This is a genomic window from Pseudemcibacter sp., assembly GCF_965661635.1.
GTDB lineage: Bacteria > Pseudomonadota > Alphaproteobacteria > Sphingomonadales > Emcibacteraceae > Pseudemcibacter.
The window spans coordinates 37799-55970 of sequence record NZ_CBFIEP010000135.1 but is presented as its reverse complement, the minus strand read 5'-3'; the positions used below and the strand labels follow the sequence as shown (position 1 = coordinate 55970).

General features: G+C 38.1%; 14 protein-coding genes. 9 read left to right on the top strand and 5 right to left on the bottom strand.

All coding sequences use genetic code 11. The annotated features are described in order from the left end of the window. Positions 1–51 precede the first annotated feature (51 nt). Positions 52–531, top strand: a complete 480-nt coding sequence (locus tag ACTF6W_RS08940) for an Lrp/AsnC family transcriptional regulator (protein WP_438994196.1) — start codon at positions 52–54, stop codon at positions 529–531. Here the strand turns inward: ACTF6W_RS08940 and ACTF6W_RS08935 are convergent. Further along, positions 512–1468 (bottom strand): zinc ABC transporter substrate-binding protein, encoded by a 957-nt coding sequence (locus tag ACTF6W_RS08935; RefSeq protein ID WP_438994195.1) that lies wholly within the window; start codon positions 1466–1468, stop codon positions 512–514. The genes ACTF6W_RS08940 and ACTF6W_RS08935 overlap by 20 nt on opposite strands. A 191-nt stretch (positions 1469–1659) precedes the next feature. Here ACTF6W_RS08935 and ACTF6W_RS08930 point away from each other — a divergent pair, with 191 nt between their 5' ends. The 4 genes from ACTF6W_RS08930 to ACTF6W_RS08915 all read left to right on the top strand — a co-directional run bounded on the left by ACTF6W_RS08930 (position 1660) and on the right by ACTF6W_RS08915 (position 6614). Then, a complete protein-coding gene (locus tag ACTF6W_RS08930; RefSeq protein ID WP_438994194.1) occupies positions 1660–2430 on the top strand; it encodes an outer membrane protein assembly factor BamD in 771 nt (256 codons plus the stop codon). 15 nt (positions 2431–2445) lie between these two features. Beyond that, the gene (recN, locus tag ACTF6W_RS08925; RefSeq protein ID WP_438994193.1) at positions 2446–4119 is read left to right on the top strand and encodes a DNA repair protein RecN; all 1674 of its coding nucleotides are present in this window, start codon (positions 2446–2448) and stop codon (positions 4117–4119) included. 15 nt (positions 4120–4134) lie between these two features. Further along, positions 4135–6222: an NAD-dependent DNA ligase LigA gene (ligA, locus tag ACTF6W_RS08920; RefSeq protein ID WP_438994192.1), complete on the top strand. Its 2088-nt coding sequence runs from the start codon at positions 4135–4137 to the stop codon at positions 6220–6222. 131 nt (positions 6223–6353) lie between these two features. Continuing rightward, a complete protein-coding gene (locus ACTF6W_RS08915; RefSeq protein WP_438994191.1) occupies positions 6354–6614 on the top strand; it encodes a hypothetical protein in 261 nt (86 codons plus the stop codon). A 36-nt stretch (positions 6615–6650) separates the two neighbouring features. Here the strand turns inward: ACTF6W_RS08915 and ACTF6W_RS08910 are convergent, their stop codons facing one another. Next, positions 6651–7589: a 50S ribosomal protein L11 methyltransferase gene (locus tag ACTF6W_RS08910; RefSeq protein ID WP_438994190.1), complete on the bottom strand. Its 939-nt coding sequence runs from the start codon at positions 7587–7589 to the stop codon at positions 6651–6653. Positions 7590–7754: 165 nt separating this feature from the next. Between ACTF6W_RS08910 and ACTF6W_RS08905 the strand changes: the two genes are divergently transcribed. From ACTF6W_RS08905 to ACTF6W_RS08895, 3 genes are read left to right on the top strand one after another with little or no spacing between them, the layout of a single operon-like run. After that, entirely contained in the window at positions 7755–8408 is a 654-nt protein-coding gene (locus tag ACTF6W_RS08905; protein WP_438994189.1) for a GIN domain-containing protein, read from the top strand. Between the two features lie 38 nt (positions 8409–8446). Then, positions 8447–9229, top strand: coding sequence for a head GIN domain-containing protein (locus ACTF6W_RS08900; RefSeq protein WP_438994188.1), 783 nt, complete (start codon positions 8447–8449; stop codon positions 9227–9229). 12 nt (positions 9230–9241) lie between these two features. Next, complete coding sequence (locus tag ACTF6W_RS08895) at positions 9242–10024, top strand: head GIN domain-containing protein (protein WP_438994187.1); 783 nt, start codon at positions 9242–9244, stop codon at positions 10022–10024. Here ACTF6W_RS08895 and ACTF6W_RS08890 read toward each other — a convergent pair. Next, positions 10021–12315 (bottom strand): ATP-dependent helicase, encoded by a 2295-nt coding sequence (locus ACTF6W_RS08890; RefSeq protein ID WP_438994186.1) that lies wholly within the window; start codon positions 12313–12315, stop codon positions 10021–10023. The genes ACTF6W_RS08895 and ACTF6W_RS08890 overlap by 4 nt on opposite strands. Before the next feature lie 58 nt (positions 12316–12373). Beyond that, the gene (locus ACTF6W_RS08885; RefSeq protein WP_438994185.1) at positions 12374–14155 is read right to left on the bottom strand and encodes a chloride channel protein; all 1782 of its coding nucleotides are present in this window, start codon (positions 14153–14155) and stop codon (positions 12374–12376) included. Positions 14156–14305: 150 nt separating this feature from the next. Between ACTF6W_RS08885 and ACTF6W_RS08880 the strand changes: the two genes are divergently transcribed. Beyond that, the gene (locus ACTF6W_RS08880; protein ID WP_438994184.1) at positions 14306–17947 is read left to right on the top strand and encodes an AsmA family protein; all 3642 of its coding nucleotides are present in this window, start codon (positions 14306–14308) and stop codon (positions 17945–17947) included. On the opposite strand, the gene ACTF6W_RS08875 is transcribed toward ACTF6W_RS08880, so the two are convergent. After that, positions 17937–18161 carry a ribbon-helix-helix domain-containing protein gene (locus tag ACTF6W_RS08875; protein ID WP_438994183.1) on the bottom strand — a complete coding sequence of 75 codons (225 nt, stop codon included), beginning with the start codon at positions 18159–18161 and terminating at the stop codon, positions 17937–17939. The genes ACTF6W_RS08880 and ACTF6W_RS08875 overlap by 11 nt on opposite strands. Between the last annotated feature and the right edge of the window lie 11 nt (positions 18162–18172).

Genomic DNA, 18172 nt, shown 5'->3' with positions numbered 1-18172 from the left:
GTTTTTTTTGCAAAAAATGAATTAATATTTCATATAAAGGATAAATACAAAATGGAAATTTCACTTGATGAGGCGGATATAAAAATACTTAACCTCATTCAAAAGGATGCCACGCTGACAAATCAGGATATTGCTGAAATTACGGGCGTTTCTGCCACATCGGTTTGGCGGCGTATAAAAAATTTAGAAGATGTTGGGGTCATCAAAGGGACAGTAGCTTTGCTTGATCAAAAGAAAAGCAACCTTAATGTATCTGCGATTATTCATGTTCGTCTCAGCCGTCATGGAGAAGATACTAGAACAGAGTTTGAAAATTTTATAGAACAACGTCCAGAAGTAACAGAATGTTACGCTATATTGGGACAACATGATTATGCATTAACTGTTGTTGTGCCAAATGTTGAAGTTTTCGAAAAGTTTTTAGCAGGGCATCTGCTTAATCATCCATTGATATCGGAATCAACGTCATTTTTCACTTTAAGACAGGTTAAATATACAACAGCTCTGCCGCTTAATTTGCACCAAACATAAGGGCTTCTTCTTTTTCCTGACAATCTACAATTCTTTGCGTGATTTCAAACATAAGCTGCATATAACTTTGTGGGCCGGCCTCTAAATATTGTCCTAGATGATCAACAACGCCGTACCCTGCTTTTGTATCCCCCATTACGGTCATTGCAATTTTTGGATGAGTGCCGGGGATCGCTAATACGCAAGTCACATTGCGCTCTTCAGCAATTTTCTTTAATGCAGAAATATGTTTCACACTAGGCGGTTTATCAGGACTAAGCTCAATGGCTCCCATACTTCTTAAGGAATAGGCCCTTTCGTAATATTGAAAGGCATCATGATAAACGATCATCGCACTGTCACGAAGAGGTCTTAATAACTCACGGATTAACTCTTCTTGTTCATATAATTCTTTAATAAGTAGCTTAGCATTACGTCCATAGCTATTGCTATTCATTGGATCTAATTCGGACAATGTTTCTTCAATTATGGTCACTATGCGTCTTGTATTGCTTGGGTCTAGCCATATATGAAGGTCCATTGCGCTGTGATCATGTCCATGATGATCTTCACCTTCTTCAGCAAACCAGACTTTACTATCACGGTAAGGATATAATTTTATTCCTTCTTGATCTGCAAAAGCTATTGTATTTAAAGATGGTCTATCCACGAGAGACGTAGTTTTTAAGAAAGTTTCAAACCTTGGTGAAATATAAAAAAGTACATCCGCATTTACAACTTTTTTAAAATCAGAGGGTTTCATTCGAAATATATGCGGGGTCACACCGCCGTTAACGAGTAGCTCTAGTTCACCATGTTCACCCATGACACGAGCGGCCAATGAATGTAATGGCTTAATACTTGTGACCACCTTTAAGTCTTTAGCATATATGGAATTTCCGAATAGCAAAGTCATCAAGAAGGTGATTGTTACTATTGTTTTATTTAAAACTTTCATTTGATCCTACTATATTAGATTCGAATTTGTTACTATATAACACATGTATATTTTATGCAAATAATCAAGTCTAGTGTTATTTTTCTGAGTAAATAGCATAATTTTTTAATAATAGCAGTGGTGGTTTTATCTTGAAGCATGTTATATATGTGCGGTATTAATCTATTCTTGAATCTGAAAATGGACTAACTATGAAAATTATGTCTTTGATAACACCGGTACAAAAAGTAATTTTTACATTACTCTTATTTGTCTCCTTAAGTGGATGTGGTGGAGAAAAGCTCGCTTATAGAGATTTGCCAGTAGAGCAGCTTTATATTGAAGCACAAAAATATAGTGATCGTGGGCAATGGTTTTTTGCAGCAATCGCTTATGATGAAGTAGAGCGACAACACCCTTATTCTATCTGGGCGAGACGAGCGCAACTTATGTCTACTTACTCATATTATATGGCCAATAGTTACGAAGATGCTATTTTAGCGGCTCAGAGATATCTTGCATTACATCCGGGCAATAAAAACGCAGTTTACGCGCGTTATATGATAGGTTTGAGCTTGTATGAGCAAATTGCAGATGTACGACGCGATCAAAATAATACTGAACAAGCATTAAACGCTTTTAATGATGTGATTAGACTTTCTCCAGAATCAGATTATGCCAAAGACGCACGAGTAAAAATCGAACTAGCTCGCGACCATCTTGCTGGTAAAGAAATGGAGATCGGACGTTATTATCAACAAAATGGCGAGTTTTTTGCTGCTATTGGTAGATTTAATAATGTTATAAAAGAGTATCAAACGACAAGTCATACGCCAGAAGCTCTTTTAAGAATTACCGAAGCCTATTTAGCTCTCGGAATATCTACAGAAGCAAAGAAATCAGCTGAGGTTCTTGCTTTGAATTTTCCTGAGAGTGAATGGAATGAGTTTGCTACTGATTTAATCCAACGGCAGGCTAACTAAGAGGTATATTTATTTATGCTCGTTTCACTTGCGATTAAAGATATCGTACTTATAGACCGCCTTCGAATGGAATTTGAAGACGGTCTTAGTGTTTTAAGTGGTGAAACTGGGGCAGGGAAATCAATTTTATTATCCAGTATTGGACTGGCAATAGGGTTTCGGGGTGGTAAAGAATTAATTCGCCATGGTAAAGACCAAGGGTCAGTAACCGCAGAATTTTCATTATCTGATAAACATAAGGTTTGGGCTTTACTTAGTGAACAAGCAATAGATTTTGAGAATGGCCAAGTCATTTTAAGAAGAATAGTTTTAAAAGATGGGCGCAGTAGAGCATTTATAAATGATCAATCTGTTAGCCTTACCTTGCTCAGGTTAATTGGAGAGGCGTTAGTTGAGATCCATGGTCAACATGATGAAAGGGGACTTCTTAATCCTACTGGTCATAGAGATTTATTGGATGATTTTGGTGATTATAGTGGAATTAAAAAAAAGGTTTCAAAGAGCTATGAAACTTTAATTCAATTAAAAGAATTACTGATTAATGAACAAGATAAATTAGATCGCGCGAAACAAGACGAAGAATATATTCGCCATAACCTTGATGAATTGAATGCTTTAAATCCAAGGTTAGGCGAAGAAGAAGAGTTGGCGAAAGAGCGCAGCCGAATGATGCAAGGAGAAACTCTTTCTGAAGGTTTAGGTGATTTATTGGATAAACTTCTCAGTGATAAAGGCGTGGATACAGTACTTAGAGCAACAATTCGAAAAATGGAAAGAATGGCCGCACAAGCACCGGGATTATTAGAAAAGGTTTCGGAAAGTCTTGAGCGGGCAGCCAATGAGACGACTGATGCAATTGCAGAACTGGAAGACACTATAAGAAATCTCGAATTTAATCCTTATGATTTGGAGAATACAGAAGAGAGGCTTTTTTCATTAAGAGCGGCCTCCAGAAAACATAATTGCCAAGTTGATAACCTCGTTGACTTAAAAAGTGAATTTGAGCAAAAGTTAAGTACTATTGAATATGGCGATGAAGAAGTAAGTCGCCTTAAAAGTGAAGTTAAAATCGCAGAAGAAAAGTTTGAGAAAAATGTCGTCTTATTAACGAAGGAAAGAAAAAAAGCGGCTGACTTACTTGATAAAAATGTTAATCTTGAATTGCCTTCGTTAAAAATGGATAAGGCGCGTTTTAAAACTTTTATCGAACCACTAGAAAAAGAAAACTGGAATGCTAATGGTGGTGAAAGAATAGATTTCAGGGTATCTACTAATCCTGGTGCCCCCTTTGGTGGTCTTATTAAAATTGCTTCAGGTGGAGAACTATCAAGATTTATTTTAGCATTAAAAGTTGTTCTTGCGAGAAAAACCAGTGTTGCTACTTTAATATTTGATGAAATTGACCAAGGGGTAGGTGGTGCGGTTGCCAATGCAGTTGGTGGTCGGTTATCAGAGCTTGCGAAAAATGCCCAGATCATGGTTATCACTCATTCCCCACAAGTGGCGGCACGCGGAAACAGTCATTGGTATATAAATAAAATGACTTCAGATGCTGACGGTAGTGTTGTAACAGGTGTAACATCATTAAGTAAAGATAAACGAAGAGAAGAAATTGCAAGAATGCTTGCAGGTGCAGAAGTGACTGAAGAGGCGAGAGCCGCCGCAGATAATCTTTTAAATTGCTCCTGATGAACGGATAGTTTTATGAATGATTTCAGTGAAATTGATATTGATGACCTTGATAGTCGACAAGCAGAGCAAGAGCTCGCTAGGCTTGCAAAAGAAATATCACATCATGATAAACTATATCATGCTAAAGATAACCCTGAAATCACAGACGCAGAATATGATTTATTACGCAATAGAAATAATCTTATTGAAAAGAAGTTTCCGTTGCTTATTCGTCCAGATAGCCCAAGCAAAAAAGTAGGTGCTTTACCAAATAGCGGTTTTAAAAAAGTAGATCATAAACGTCCTATGTTATCTTTGGATAACGCATTTAATGCTGCTGATGTCCATGATTTTCACGGGCGAGTTAAAAGGTTCTTGAATTTAAACGATGATAGTAAAGTGGAGTTATTGGCTGAGCCGAAAATTGATGGATTATCAGCTTCATTGAGATATGAAAATGGTATTTTTGTTCAAGGTTTAACCCGTGGGGACGGTAAAACCGGTGAAGACATTACGGATAATTTAAAAACTATTGATCAAATTCCAGAAAAATTATCTGGCGGTGACTGGCCGGATGTTCTTGAAGTACGCGGTGAAGTTTATATGGCCAAGGATGATTTTGACGCCCTTAATAAAAAGCAAATTGCGGCGGGTAAACAGCCTTTTGCAAATCCCCGCAATGCGGCTGCAGGTTCTTTGCGTCAATTGGATAGTAAAATTACAAAATCTAGATCACTTAAGTTCTTTGCGTATAGCTGGGGCGAGCATTCTGATCCATTAGGGAGCAAACAAAGTGATGTTATAGTAAAGTTTCAGCAATGGGGTTTTACGACAAATGACATGGTTTTTGTGAATACTGATGTTGAAGAAATTATATCACATTATGAGCTGATATCTGAGAAAAGATCAAAACTGAATTATGATATTGATGGCGTCGTTTATAAAGTTAATCGTCTTGATTATCAGGAGCGTCTCGGCATGGTCGCGCGCGCACCGCGTTGGGCGATTGCACATAAATTTCCCGCAGAAAAAGCATTAACGACTTTAAATGCAGTTGATTATCAAGTCGGTCGAACAGGGGCTATTACACCCGTCGCAAGATTAGAGCCGATTACCGTTGGTGGGGTCGTTGTATCAAATGCTACGCTTCATAACGCGGATGAAATCGAGCGGTTAGCCGTTAAAATCGGTGATGAAGTCTTAGTGCAGCGAGCTGGTGATGTTATTCCACAGATTGTTGCAGTGGTTAAATCATCAAAGCATAATACACCAGTTGAATTTCCAGATGTGTGTCCATCCTGTAATAGTCATTTAATTCGTGAAGACGATGAAGTTGTCTGGCGATGTTCAGGTGGTTTAATCTGTCCAGCTCAACGGGTTGAACGTTTACGTCATTTTGTTTCACGGAATGCTTTTGATATCGATGGACTAGGTAGTAAGCAAATTGAGTTCTTTTTCAATGAAGGTATGATTGAAAGCCCTGCAGATATTTTTCGACTTGAAGAAAAAGATAATGCATCGCCAGTGACTTCATTAAAGAATAGAGAGGGCTGGGGTGATTTATCCGTTCAAAATCTTTGGAATGCGATTAATGATAAGCGCGTAATATCGATGGACCGCTTTCTATTTTCATTAGGAATTAGACATTTAGGTCAGCAGAATGCGCGTTTAATGTGCCTCAATTATTTAACGATTGAAAATTTTTTAAATAATATTGAGATAGCAACAGATAAAGGAAGTTCTGAATATCAATCATTTTTGGACATCGATGGGATCGGAGAGAAAGTTGCTGATGCCATCATTGATTTCTTCGATGAAGAACAAAATATGGTGGTTATTCGCGATTTACTTTCTCAAATAACCGTAGAAGCATTTACACCACCTGAAACAGGAAATTCAGAGATCGCGGGAAAAATTATAGTATTTACCGGAAAATTAGAAAAAATGAGCAGACAAGAGGCAAAAGCGTCTGCGGAAAACCTTGGTGCAAAAGTGGCCGGTTCTGTTTCTACGAAAACCGACATATTGGTTGCTGGCCCTGGTGCAGGATCAAAACTTAAGAAAGCTAACGAATTAGGTATTAAAACGCTGACCGAAGAAGAATGGTTAGCTCTTATTTAGTTATGCAATTATTGCATGGCTGTAGGTGAATTTTTCCCTCTACTCCTTACATATATGAATGGGTATAACGTCTCTTACAAGATTACCAGCATCTAAAGAGATTAATATTCAGCAGATTTAAGGATAGATCAATGACAAATATATTCAAAGCGTATAGTTTCATGGATCTGTTGAAGGAATATAACTATGTACCTAAAACAGATCTTCTTGAAACAACTTACACACAAGATATCAATGAATTAATTGATACGGTTTCAACTTTTGTAAAAGAGAGTACAGAAGATTATGATTTTATAGAACTACTTGGTGACAAAGGTTATCAATCAATGAATGATAATTGGGTAAAAACTCATAGTAATGATAATCAGTCTTCTATTGAAGCAGTTTCATAATTAGAATGCGACTTTGAATTTCTAAAGTCGCATTTTTTATATCTTTTTTAGAAGTAATGAATGCCATTCATTAATGATTTGGCGGTCAAATAATTCCCAGCCTTGTGCTTTATAAGCGTTTAATACGGCCTCTTCCTGAACATCTAATAATCCTGATAAAACGAGATATGCATCTTCTTTTAAATTATCGGTAATACCTTCTGCAAGAATTTGTAATGGTTTAGCCAGAATGTTCGCAATTATTAAATCATAGGGTGCATGATTTGCTAGAATACTGTTTTCAAATCCATCGCTTGTTAAACATATAATACCGTTATCTTGACTTTTATTATCTTCTATCAAGGGAATATTATTTTGTAAGATATTCGCTTTAGCTGTTTTTGTAGCAATTGGGTCAATATCAGCAGCGATGATTTTTGTGTTCCATAATTTTGCAGCCGCTATTGCCAAAACCCCACTGCCGCTACCAAGATCAAGAATAGTTGATGGTTTTATATGTTCAGATAATTTGCTTAAAAGCAATAAACAGCCCGCGGTGGTTTCATGGCCACCAGTTCCGAAGGCCTCGCCGGCTTCGATGTGAATGCTGATTTTATCCTCAGGGATGTCGTTGAAATCATGCTGTCCATAAAGAAAGAAGCTTCCGGCTTCAATAGGTTTTAATAAGATTTGGGATTCGGCAACCCAGTTTTTATTGTCCAATAATTCAATTTCCGCTCTTGGAGCCTCAATTCCAAAAATTCCAGCCGTTCGCTTAATTTCTGACGATAAAGTTATGCTGTTCGGTTCGTTATTAAAATATCCTTCTACCGTCCAATAGTCTTCATTTCCAATAATTTCGAAGCTAGAAACAGTAGGGAAATGTTCAAAATCTAGGCTGTATAAAACCTCTTCTATAGTGGGAACATATTCTTTTAAAGATGTAATGCTTATTTTCCAGGTTTTCATATCTGTCATATGGTCATGCGATGTCATTAAACTTTCCGATAGGGTCAGGTTTATACGTAATGGACGTGAATTTCCAGCATAACAAATGAAGAATTGCGATAAAGTGCATGCAAAATGCGATAAGCGGTTTGTTGGGCTATTGTTCAAGCTTGAGACTTTAAATATAATATCAATCTATAGGAGATACCCAATATGACAAAGTATTTTTCAGCATTATTTATTTTTACATCAGTTTTGATGATTGGTCTTTCGCCCGTTAAAGCCGAAGAAATTACTGTAAAAAGAGACCTTCGTGGCTTTGATAAAATAAGAATTGATGAAGTTGGTATCGAAATCGATGTGATGGTTGGTGAAGATTATTCAATTGAAATTGAAGGCGAAGAAGAAATTGTTGATCACCTTTTGATGAGGGTGCGCGGTGAAAAGCTTGTAATTTATAAAGACGGCGATAAAAAAATATGGGACCGTGCAGGTACAGATAGCCCAAAAGTGACAATTACGATGCCGAAATTTACTGGCTTGGATCTAAGGGGCGCAGTAGATGCCGACATCAAAGGAGTTGACAGTGAAGAGGTTGAATTTGACTTGAAAGGTGCGGGAAACATCGAAGTCGAAGGAAAATGTGGATGGCTTATTCTTGATTTCAAAGGAGCTGGGAATATTGAAGCCGAAGATTTGCACTGTAGGCAAGTCGAAGTAGATTTGAAGGGGGCTGGTAATATTGAAATTTTTGCCAGCGAAAAAGTAGATGCCGATATTAGCGGCATGGGTAGCATAGAAGTCTATGGCAACCCGGGTGAAGTAACAAAAAGCGATGGATGGTTTAGCAATATAACCATTCATTAAAAAAATAATAAACACGGAAGATAATCTAGGAGGTTATTATGAATAAATTATTTAAGATTGCCGGTGTATCCGGCGCAGCACTAACGGCTGCACTCTATGCTTCATCAGTAACAGAAACTTTAGCGGAAGATATTACCAAATCATCTGATCTATCAGGTTTCACGAAAGTACAATTAAATACTTCATCTGATGTAAACATTAAGATGGGAAGTACATATTCAATTGAAATGGTTGGTGATGAAGAACGTATTGGTAATACGGTCCTTGAAATGAAAGATGACACTTTAAAAATAAAACATAAAAAAGGTCGTTTTAATTATGATAGTGATCAGGATATGGAAGTTTTTATCGTTATGCCAAACATAGAATCTATGCAAATTAATGGCTCAGGTGATGCTGATATTGAAGGTGTTGATAATTCATCACTCGCGTTAAATGTGAATGGCTCAGGAGACATTTTTGTAAAGGGACAGTCAGAAGAACTGGATATTAGCATTAATGGTTCTGGCAACATTTCCATGGGTGAAGTCATGGGCAAAGATGTAGAAATATCTATTAATGGCTCAGGTGATGTTGAACTGGACGGCGGAACATGTCAGTCGCTTGAAATTGATATTCATGGCTCAGGTGATGTAGAGGCAAAAGATATGCAATGCCAGGATGTTAATGTAGAAGTCGCCGGTTCAGGAGATACCGAAGTGTACGCGAGCAACTCATTAACGTTTGATAGCCATGGTTCTGGTAATGTTGAGGTTTACGGCAAGCCCCAAACTGTGATAGACCATGAGGCGAAACGCAGAAGCAAAATTCGAATTCATTAATCGGTGTATTATATGAGTATGATTTATAAAAAAATATTATTAACGGCGGCCATTTCTGTGGCCGCTATTTCGCTCGCTTACGCACAAGAACGTAAAGTAATATCAGATATCACTGATTTCGATAAAATCGAACTAAACACGTCGACCAATGTGAACGTAATTATTGATGATTATTATTCTATTGAGGTCGAAGGCGATGAGAAACGTATTGAAAATACAGTTTTTGACCGTGATGGAGATACTCTAAAAATCAGTAATAAAAAGCGATTTGGTGGTTGGTTCGGTTTTGGCCGAGGCAATAACGGTAATTTAGATATTACCATTACGATGCCGAATATTGAAGCATTTGAGATCAATGGATCCGGTAACGCTGAGATTGTCGGCGTAGATAACGAAGAGCTAGAACTTCAAATACATGGCTCAGGCGATATATATGTCACAGGTAAAAGTGAAGAAGTGGTGATTGAGGTGCATGGTTCAGGTGATGTTGAAATGGATGAAATCGCTGGCGATGACGTCGATGTAGAAATTCATGGATCAGGAAATGTCGAGTTTGATGGTGGTAGTTGCACTAGAATGGAAATTGAAATAAACGGTTCAGGCGATGTTGATGCAAAAGACCTTGTTTGCGAAGTCGTCGAGATTGATGTATCCGGTTCCGGAAATTCAAGAGTTTATGCCACAGAGAAACTAGTTTTTGATGGCTCGGGTTCAGGCAGTGTTGACGTTTTTGGTAAGCCGAAAGAGATTCTCGATTTAAAAGCAAAAAGAGATAGTAAAATAAAAATTCGTTAAGCAGGATTTATAAAACTATCCATCACTTTGCGTACTGAACCCATTTCAAAGTCGATCACAAGTTTATTGCCATCTATTGATGTGACCTTACCGTAACCAAATTTGTCGTGAAAAACACGATCACCTATGGAAAAAGAAGATTTTGTGACGGGTGCTTTGCGCGCAGAAGATGTTGGGCGCTTTTTGGCTTTACTGCGATCTAATTGATAATTCTCACGCCCTTCACCAAAATTAAATCCTAAATTAGGCGCAGCATCAAAAGAACGGCCAAATGTACCGTGATCGAGGCTGCTTAATCCTTGTTGACCATGTTTTTCGACGTGTTCGTCAGGGAGTTCGGCGATAAAACGTGAAGGAATTAGTGACATGTAGTTACCAAACATATATCGGCTTGCAGCATAAAATATATGGGCGCGTTTTTTCGCTCTCGTTATCCCAACGTATGCAAGTCTTCTTTCTTCCTCAAGGCCTTGTTCGCCTAACTCTTCTAAGGACTTTTTGCTTGGGAATAGCTCTTCTTCCCAGCCCGGTAAAAACACAGTATCAAATTCAAGTCCTTTTGATCCATGTAAAGTCATGATACTTACGCTATCATATTGGCTTTTAGCAGTGTTTTCCATGACGAGCGATACATGTTCTAAAAACTCTTCTAAATTTTCAAAAGCTTCCATACCCCTTATGAGTTCAGACAAATTTTCTAATTTTCCGGGTGCATCCGGTGATTTATCATTTTTCCATTTCTCATAATATCCGCTTTCTTCAAGGATCGTATCCACCAAATCCATGTGGCTGATATCAGAAGTAAGTGACCGCCAGCGATCAAAATTAGCAATTAATGTAGATAACGAATTTCTCGCTTTTTTGGGAATTTCTTCTGTTTCGATAATATCACGTGACGCCCGCATCAATGACATTGTCGCGGCACGTGCAATACGGTGCAGCTTTGCGACTGTACTGTCACCAATCCCGCGCTTGGGGACGTTAATAATTCTTTCAAATGCGAGATCATCATCCTGATTATTTGTAACTCTTAAATACGCCATTGCGTCACGGATTTCTGCGCGCTCATAAAATCTAACGCCGCCAATAATACGATAAGGGATACCAAGTGATAAAAAGTTTTCTTCAAATTCACGTGTTTGAAACCCAGCACGAACCAGCACGGCCATTTCATTTAAAGGCTGTTTTTGACGTTGTAAATCTTCGACCATGTCGCCGATAGCCCGCGCTTCCGCTCGCCCATCCCAAACGGCATTAATGGTAACCTTTTCACCACCTTCTTTTGCGGTCCAGAGTGTTTTTCCTAAACGGTCTTGATTGCTGGTAATGAGGCCGCTGGCCGCACCAAGGATATGTGTTGTTGAACGATAATTTTGCTCTAACCTTACAACTTTTGCACCTTCAAAATCTTTTTCAAATCGTAAAATATTGCCGACTTCTGCGCCGCGCCAGCCGTAAATCGATTGATCGTCATCCCCAACACAGCATATATTTTTATGTAACATGGCGAGCAGTCTAAGCCATAGATACTGGGAAATATTAGTATCTTGATATTCGTCGATTAAAATATATTTAAATCGGCTTTGATATTCTCTGAGAACATCTGGATGTTTTTGAAAAAGATTTACACATAATAAAATTAAATCACCAAAGTCCGCTGCATTTAATTCTTTTAAACGGGCTTGATAAGCCGCATATAATTTTATTCCCATTCCTTCGGCATATGAGTGTGCTTCATTAGCAGGAACCTGAGCGGGAAGAAAACCTTTGTTTTTCCAGCTATCAATGAGACCAGCGAGCATCCTTGGTGGATATTTTTTTTCATCAATATCTGCAGCACGGATTAATTGTTTTAAAAGTCTGATTTGGTCATCTTGATCTAATATCGTGAAATTCGTCCCAAGGCCAACGAGATCGGCATGGCGTCGCAATATTTTCACACATATAGAATGAAATGTGCCTAGCCAAAACATACTTTCAACGGCATCACCAATGATTGAACCAACCCGTTCCTTCATTTCCATTGCCGCTTTGTTGGTAAATGTTACCGCTAAAATTTGATTCGGGAATGCACGTTCGGTAGCTAATATGTGAGCTAAACGAGTGGTTAAGACGCGTGTTTTTCCTGTTCCGGCCCCCGCCAAAACAAGAAGTGGTCCATCAATATTTTCAATTGCTTCTAATTGCGGGGCATTCAAACCCTCTAAATAGAAGGGCGGAATATTCGCATTAGAATTTTCTTCGCGCGATGGCGTTGAGGGTAAATTATCTAGGTCAAATGGATCAGACATTGCCCATATATAGCGTACTTAAGAAAAATTGACAGATGAAAAACGATTAAAATGTAGATTATAAATCTTCGGCTTCAATAAGCACTTTATTATAACTACGAAGCAGCTCTACTTGGGAGAGAACTCCTACAATTTTTGTAAGATCATTATCATCAAGAACTGCAATAAAGTCCTCGCCGGTTTGTTTGAATAGATAGATAGCTTGCTCTAGAGTGTCATTTGTAGAGAGATGGAAGTTTTGCTGTCTACAAATTTTATCCGCATTCATTTCTTCAATTTCATTGTCACTATCAAGTGAGTGACGTAATTCATTCAATGTTATAATTCCACGTATATTAAACTTATCACCAACAACGAAAAGACTGTTGTTTTTTGAATTAAGAATAAGATTTTTAACTCTTTCAATATCAGTATCTGTAACCACCACAGCAAAATCATTGGTCATTATATTCTGAACTATAATCTGTCGGCTTAATTTTTGTGCGCGGCTCCCCTCATGATCTATACCTTTACGTTTTAATTGAAGATGGAAAAAAGATGACGATTCTAAATAATGGTTGGTGATCATATTTGCAGTGACGACGGCAGCCATTAAGGCAAGTGTAATTTGATAATCACCAGTAAGTTCAAAAATTATTAATATTGTTGATATAGGTGCACCCAGGACGGCAGATGATACGGCGCCCATGCCGACAATAGCATAGAGGCCGCTATTACTTGCCTGTTCAGGGAATATTAAAGATATAATAAACCCAAATGCGCCACCGACTAAGGCGCCGAGTAAAAGTGATGGGCTAAAGATACCTGAACCATATCTAAAGGCGAGTGAAATTGAAGTGACCGCAATTTTTGCAATGATTAAAATACAAAGTAAATCAAAGGAAATAATATTTTTTAGAGCAGCGTCAGTAGTACCGTAACCTACTCCTAGAATATAAGGACAGAAAATAGCAATAAGGCCAACCGCTAATCCGCCTAATGGTGGTCTCGCCCATGGGGGGAAGGGCAGTTTACTCGCCATATCATCGGCGAAAAAGACCGATTTCGTTATTATCATTGCAAATATAGCACTGATAAATCCTAATACTAAAAATGCCGGAAACTCATAAAAACTGATAATTTGGTAATCGGGAATAATAAAAGCGGGAAAGTCACCGAAATGAATTCTAGAAATAATGGCGGCGGTAACGGATGAAATTACGATTGGTGCAAAAGCATGAAGTGCATAATGTCCTAGGATAACTTCAAGTGCAAAGAAAACACCTGCTATCGGCGCGTTAAATGAAGCGGAAATCGCCGCAGCTACACCACAACCAAACAAAGTTCTGCACATTTTAGGCGGTAAATGTAATTTATCTGATACCCAGACAGATAATGTTGCCCCTAAATGTACAACAGGACCTTCACGGCCTGCGCCTGACCCTGTACCCAATGCAATAGCCGCCGAAATCGCACTAAAAATACCATCTTTAATATTCATTTTTCTGTTTTTATAAGTATAGGCCTCCATAACCTCTGCGATGGCACCTGTTTTTTTCTCACTCATAAAAAAGAAATATATAAAACTGATGATTAATCCACCTGATACAGTAGACCCAAGAATTTGCCACCATTTTAAAGTGTCAACAAAATCATAGATATTTTCAGAAAAAGTACCCAGAGAATATAATTGCGCAATATGAATAAGAAAACGGATACCAATGGCCGCATAAGCGACAAGTGCACCAACGAGAACAGCAAACAATATACCGATTGTTTTACCATTAACGTTCATATATTTCCCGATCTGCATCTGACTTAAGAAAGATTGTTGATTAGAACTGCTTTCCTTTTCCAACATATTTGATTTTTTTCCCCTTAAATAAAAATATATATATAATATTCATAATATGTTGATCAATTATTGCCACTATTTTCACGTTATGTATAATTAAAAAGTGGCGAATAGCTAAAAACTAATCATTATTATTTGATGAACGGCGGATATTAAATGAAAAAATTAGGCATTATTGCCGGAATATTATTGGTTCTTCTTATAGGCGGGGCACTTGTGGCGCCTAGCTTTGTTGATTGGAATAAATATAAAGCTGAAATAGAAACGACGGCTTCTGACCTTAGTGAAAGAACGGTGAAAATTAATGGTGATCTGTCACTTGCGATATTGCCGTCTCCTGCTTTTTCTGCAGAAAACGTCAGTATATCAAATGTTGAGGGTGGCGACGCAGAAAATTTTGTGACCTTAAAATCAGTCGATGTTAATGTTGCTTTTTTCCCGTTATTAAGGGGTGAGTTCCAAGTTAAGAAATTTATTCTTGTTGAACCGGTCATTGCGCTTGAAGTTGATGCAAATGGTAAAGGGAATTGGGAGTTTGGTTCGGAAAGTAATTCTGATAGTGGAGGAACAACTGAATTAAGCTTTGAGCAATTTCAAATTGAAAATGGTCAAATTAGTTATCAAGACTTTACGTCGAACGTCCAAGAAGTTTTAAGAAATATTAATGCGGATGTTTCAATGGAAAGCCTAAGTGGTCCTTTTGAAATTGATAGTAATGTCCGTTATAAAAATTTACCTGTATCTGCGCAAATTATGATAGGTAGGATCCGAGAAGGGCGTAAAGTTCCTATCAATATAGCTTCAAGTCTTATGGATAATGACGTTGAAATTAAATTCTCTGGTGGTGTTGATATTGATAGTCAAAGTCCTGCAGGTGATGGAAAAATCAATTTAGTTGCCGGAGACGTTGGAGATTTAATGACGGCCGTTTCATTGTTGGATACGGCCAATACCAATCTAAATGGACCTAAATATAATCAGCCGCTAACATTAGAAACTACAGTCGCGTATGGTGGCGATGCAATCAATATATCTACATTTGAATTTGAAATGGGTGAAAGCAGAGGTAGCGGAAATTTAAAAGCTACCTTTGGCGCACTCACACGTTTTGAAGGTGGATTAAATGTTAATAGTTTTGATTTGGATAGCTTTTTATCTGCAGCCGCAGTTGATGAAAACAATTCATCAAATGATGATAATCCGGATTATTCATATTTAAAAGATTTGGAAGGAGCCTTTGAATTTAAACTAGGTGCGCTTCAATATAATGAAAAAATCGCCAGTCAGTTAGAAATGACATTAACGGCAAATGATGGTGGTATCGAATTTTCAAATGCCGGGGTTAATATGCCCGGTGGATCTGACCTTTCTTGGAATGGTGTTTTATCTTTACCTGAAAATAAACCCCAATTTATAGGTGATGTGAAACTCGGCTCTGGGAATTTAAGAGCATTTCTTGAGTGGTTGAAGGTTGATGTGTCAACGATCCCAACGGGTCGGTTAACAAGACTATCCTATGCCAGTGCAGTTCGCGCTGATGAGAATTTAATTCAAGTTTATGGGATTGATGGTGCACTTGATACATTTCAATTTAAAGGTGGCTTATCTTATGCCCTGCAAGAGAGGCCATCTTTTGGAATTGATGCCGAAATTAGCAATTTAAATGTTGATAACTATCTTCCGGAACAAAATGATGAGCCGCTAGATTTAAAAGAATTAGTTGCAATGCTTGCAGATTTCGATGCCAATTATAATATTAAGATGAATAGCTTAACCACAACTGGGATTGCTGTTAAAGAAGTAAATCTTAGAGGAGAGTTGTTTGATGGTAACTTAAACGCAAAGACAATTGATGTGACCGATTATGCGGGCTTTGATTTAAACGGTTCTCTTATTGGTAATTCATTAAAAGATGATCCAAAATTTGAAACGTCCTTTAATACGACAGCATCATCCCTTGTACCCCTTCAAAGAGCTTATCGTTTTAAGACAGATTTTGATATTGCGGATGTCGGTTCTGTAGCCGTTAATACGCGTATGAACGGAAATTTTGAAGCGATGAATGTCGATATAAAATCAACTTTAGGCAGCAGCAAGATTGATGTTAAAGGCGATGTTAGAAGTGAAACTTTAAAGCAGCTTCCGGAAATTGGTACAATGGATTTAAATATTGTGGGGTCCAATCCGAGTTTGGCAAGTTTAATAGATCAATTTGACCTTCCCAGAACGAAACCGGCGGCAGCTGACGATCGTCAGATTTCAATTAATTCATCCATTAAAGGTACTAAAGGATTGGTTGATGTGGATGGAACTCTCGCATTAGCAGGCGGCGAAATTGCTTTAAAAGGACGGACAAACTTAACTGCTGAATATGAAATTTCCTCATTTGATATGGCTGTCGATCTTTCCGGACCAGATATGCGCGAATTTATTCGTGGTCTTGGCATTGATTTTAGACCTTCTAATACAGAACTTGGACCTATTGAACTTAAAATGACCGCTTCAGGGAATATGAGCGATATTTCACTTAAAAATATTGCAGGGCAACTTGGACCAACAAAAATTACTGGTAATGGTGATTTACGTGCACTAAATGCGGATCTTGCGCCAGGACAGAAAAGTAATTTTGAATTCACAATGGTACTTGATCAAATTCCCGTTAAAGATTTCATGGAACCAGAACCCGAAGTTCCCGTTGAAGAGGATTGGGGTAAATGGAGCGAAGAGCCAATGGAACTAGAAGTACTTAATGAATATGATGGTACTTTTAGAATAACAGCAAACGCTATTCAATATGATGATTATAATTTTGAAAACCCACGTTTTGAGGCGGTCCTAAAAGATGGCGTTATCAATATCAATAACTTTACAGGTAAGTTATTTGGTGGCGACGTAAATGTAGCCGGAAATTTTAATAGCACAGGCGATTTGAAAATGGATCTTGCACTAACTGGTGCAACATTAGCAGAAGCAACATCAACGTTTGCAGGGATTAGTCCTGTATCCGGTAGCTTTGATATGAACCAATCAATTACCGGGAAAGGTGTTAGTCAACGTGCACTTATTTCATCTTTAAATGGTGATGGTGAGGTAGTGGCCTCTCCTGGCGCAATCAGTGGATTGGATATTCCAAGATTAAGTGAGCAATTAAATGATCTTAGCAACCAAAACGGTTTTCTACGTTTACTGACGGCGACATTATCAGGTGGTGAAACTCCTTATCAAGGGGGTAATAGTATTATCACGATGAAGAATGGTTTTATTGAACTTAGTCCCTTTGATATTAAAATGCTTGGCGCAGATAGCGCCGTAAATATGGCTATTAATTTAGCGGAGTGGAATTTGAATGTAACCGGTGATATGGCACTCAGTGAACATCCCGATGCACCACCAATAGGGCTTAATATTGTTGGTGACCTTCATAATCCGCAAATTAAATATAATACGAAAGCACTCGAAGGGTTCATTGGCCAGAAAATCGCGGCAAGTCTTCTTCAAAATATGGTTGAAGGAAACGGCGGGTTAGGGAATATATTTGGCGGTCAACCTGCGGCTCCTTCAGGAACTGGTGGAACAGCTCCGCAATCACCACCTGCTGGTGGAACGGCGCAAATGCCTAAAGTAGAACAAGAACCTCGCAATGAGCCACAATCCCCACTTGAGACCTTTATAGAGCCTGAGCTTGAAGAGCCAGCATCAAAAGCAACAGTTGAAGATGAAAAAAAACCAGGATCTGTGGAAGATCTGGGCACCAAGCTTTTAGAAAGATTGTTTAATAAGCCACCGACTAATGATTAATAGTCGCTTGTTTTAATATATAGACACGAATGGCACTGCTTAGGTTTGTTGTGCGGGAACGATCAATTTCAGTGATGAGCTCTTTTAAACTTTTCTGATCTTTATGGGCGATTTCTTTTAGTTTTGACCAGAAAATATTTTCAAGTGTGATGCTGGTTTGATGCCCGGCAATGACAACGGAATGTTTTTTAAGAATTTCATCGTCATTGCTCATTTTTTTATCCA

Bases quoted from the DNA above. Each gene is read 5' to 3' on its own strand.
- ligA (WP_438994192.1), top strand. From the start codon at position 4,135: ATGAATGATTTCAGTGAAATTGATATTGATGACCTTGATAGTCGACAA.
- ACTF6W_RS08885 (WP_438994185.1), bottom strand. From the start codon at position 14,155: ATGTTGGAAAAGGAAAGCAGTTCTAATCAACAATCTTTCTTAAGTCAG.
- ACTF6W_RS08900 (WP_438994188.1), top strand. From the start codon at position 8,447: ATGAATAAATTATTTAAGATTGCCGGTGTATCCGGCGCAGCACTAACG.
- ACTF6W_RS08880 (WP_438994184.1), top strand. From the start codon at position 14,306: ATGAAAAAATTAGGCATTATTGCCGGAATATTATTGGTTCTTCTTATA.
- ACTF6W_RS08915 (WP_438994191.1), top strand. From the start codon at position 6,354: ATGACAAATATATTCAAAGCGTATAGTTTCATGGATCTGTTGAAGGAA.
- ACTF6W_RS08890 (WP_438994186.1), bottom strand. From the start codon at position 12,315: ATGTCTGATCCATTTGACCTAGATAATTTACCCTCAACGCCATCGCGC.
- ACTF6W_RS08895 (WP_438994187.1), top strand. From the start codon at position 9,242: ATGAGTATGATTTATAAAAAAATATTATTAACGGCGGCCATTTCTGTG.
- ACTF6W_RS08940 (WP_438994196.1), top strand. From the start codon at position 52: ATGGAAATTTCACTTGATGAGGCGGATATAAAAATACTTAACCTCATT.
- ACTF6W_RS08905 (WP_438994189.1), top strand. From the start codon at position 7,755: ATGACAAAGTATTTTTCAGCATTATTTATTTTTACATCAGTTTTGATG.
- recN (WP_438994193.1), top strand. From the start codon at position 2,446: ATGCTCGTTTCACTTGCGATTAAAGATATCGTACTTATAGACCGCCTT.
- ACTF6W_RS08935 (WP_438994195.1), bottom strand. From the start codon at position 1,468: ATGAAAGTTTTAAATAAAACAATAGTAACAATCACCTTCTTGATGACT.
- ACTF6W_RS08875 (WP_438994183.1), bottom strand. From the start codon at position 18,161: ATGAGCAATGACGATGAAATTCTTAAAAAACATTCCGTTGTCATTGCC.
- ACTF6W_RS08930 (WP_438994194.1), top strand. From the start codon at position 1,660: ATGAAAATTATGTCTTTGATAACACCGGTACAAAAAGTAATTTTTACA.
- ACTF6W_RS08910 (WP_438994190.1), bottom strand. From the start codon at position 7,589: ATGACATCGCATGACCATATGACAGATATGAAAACCTGGAAAATAAGC.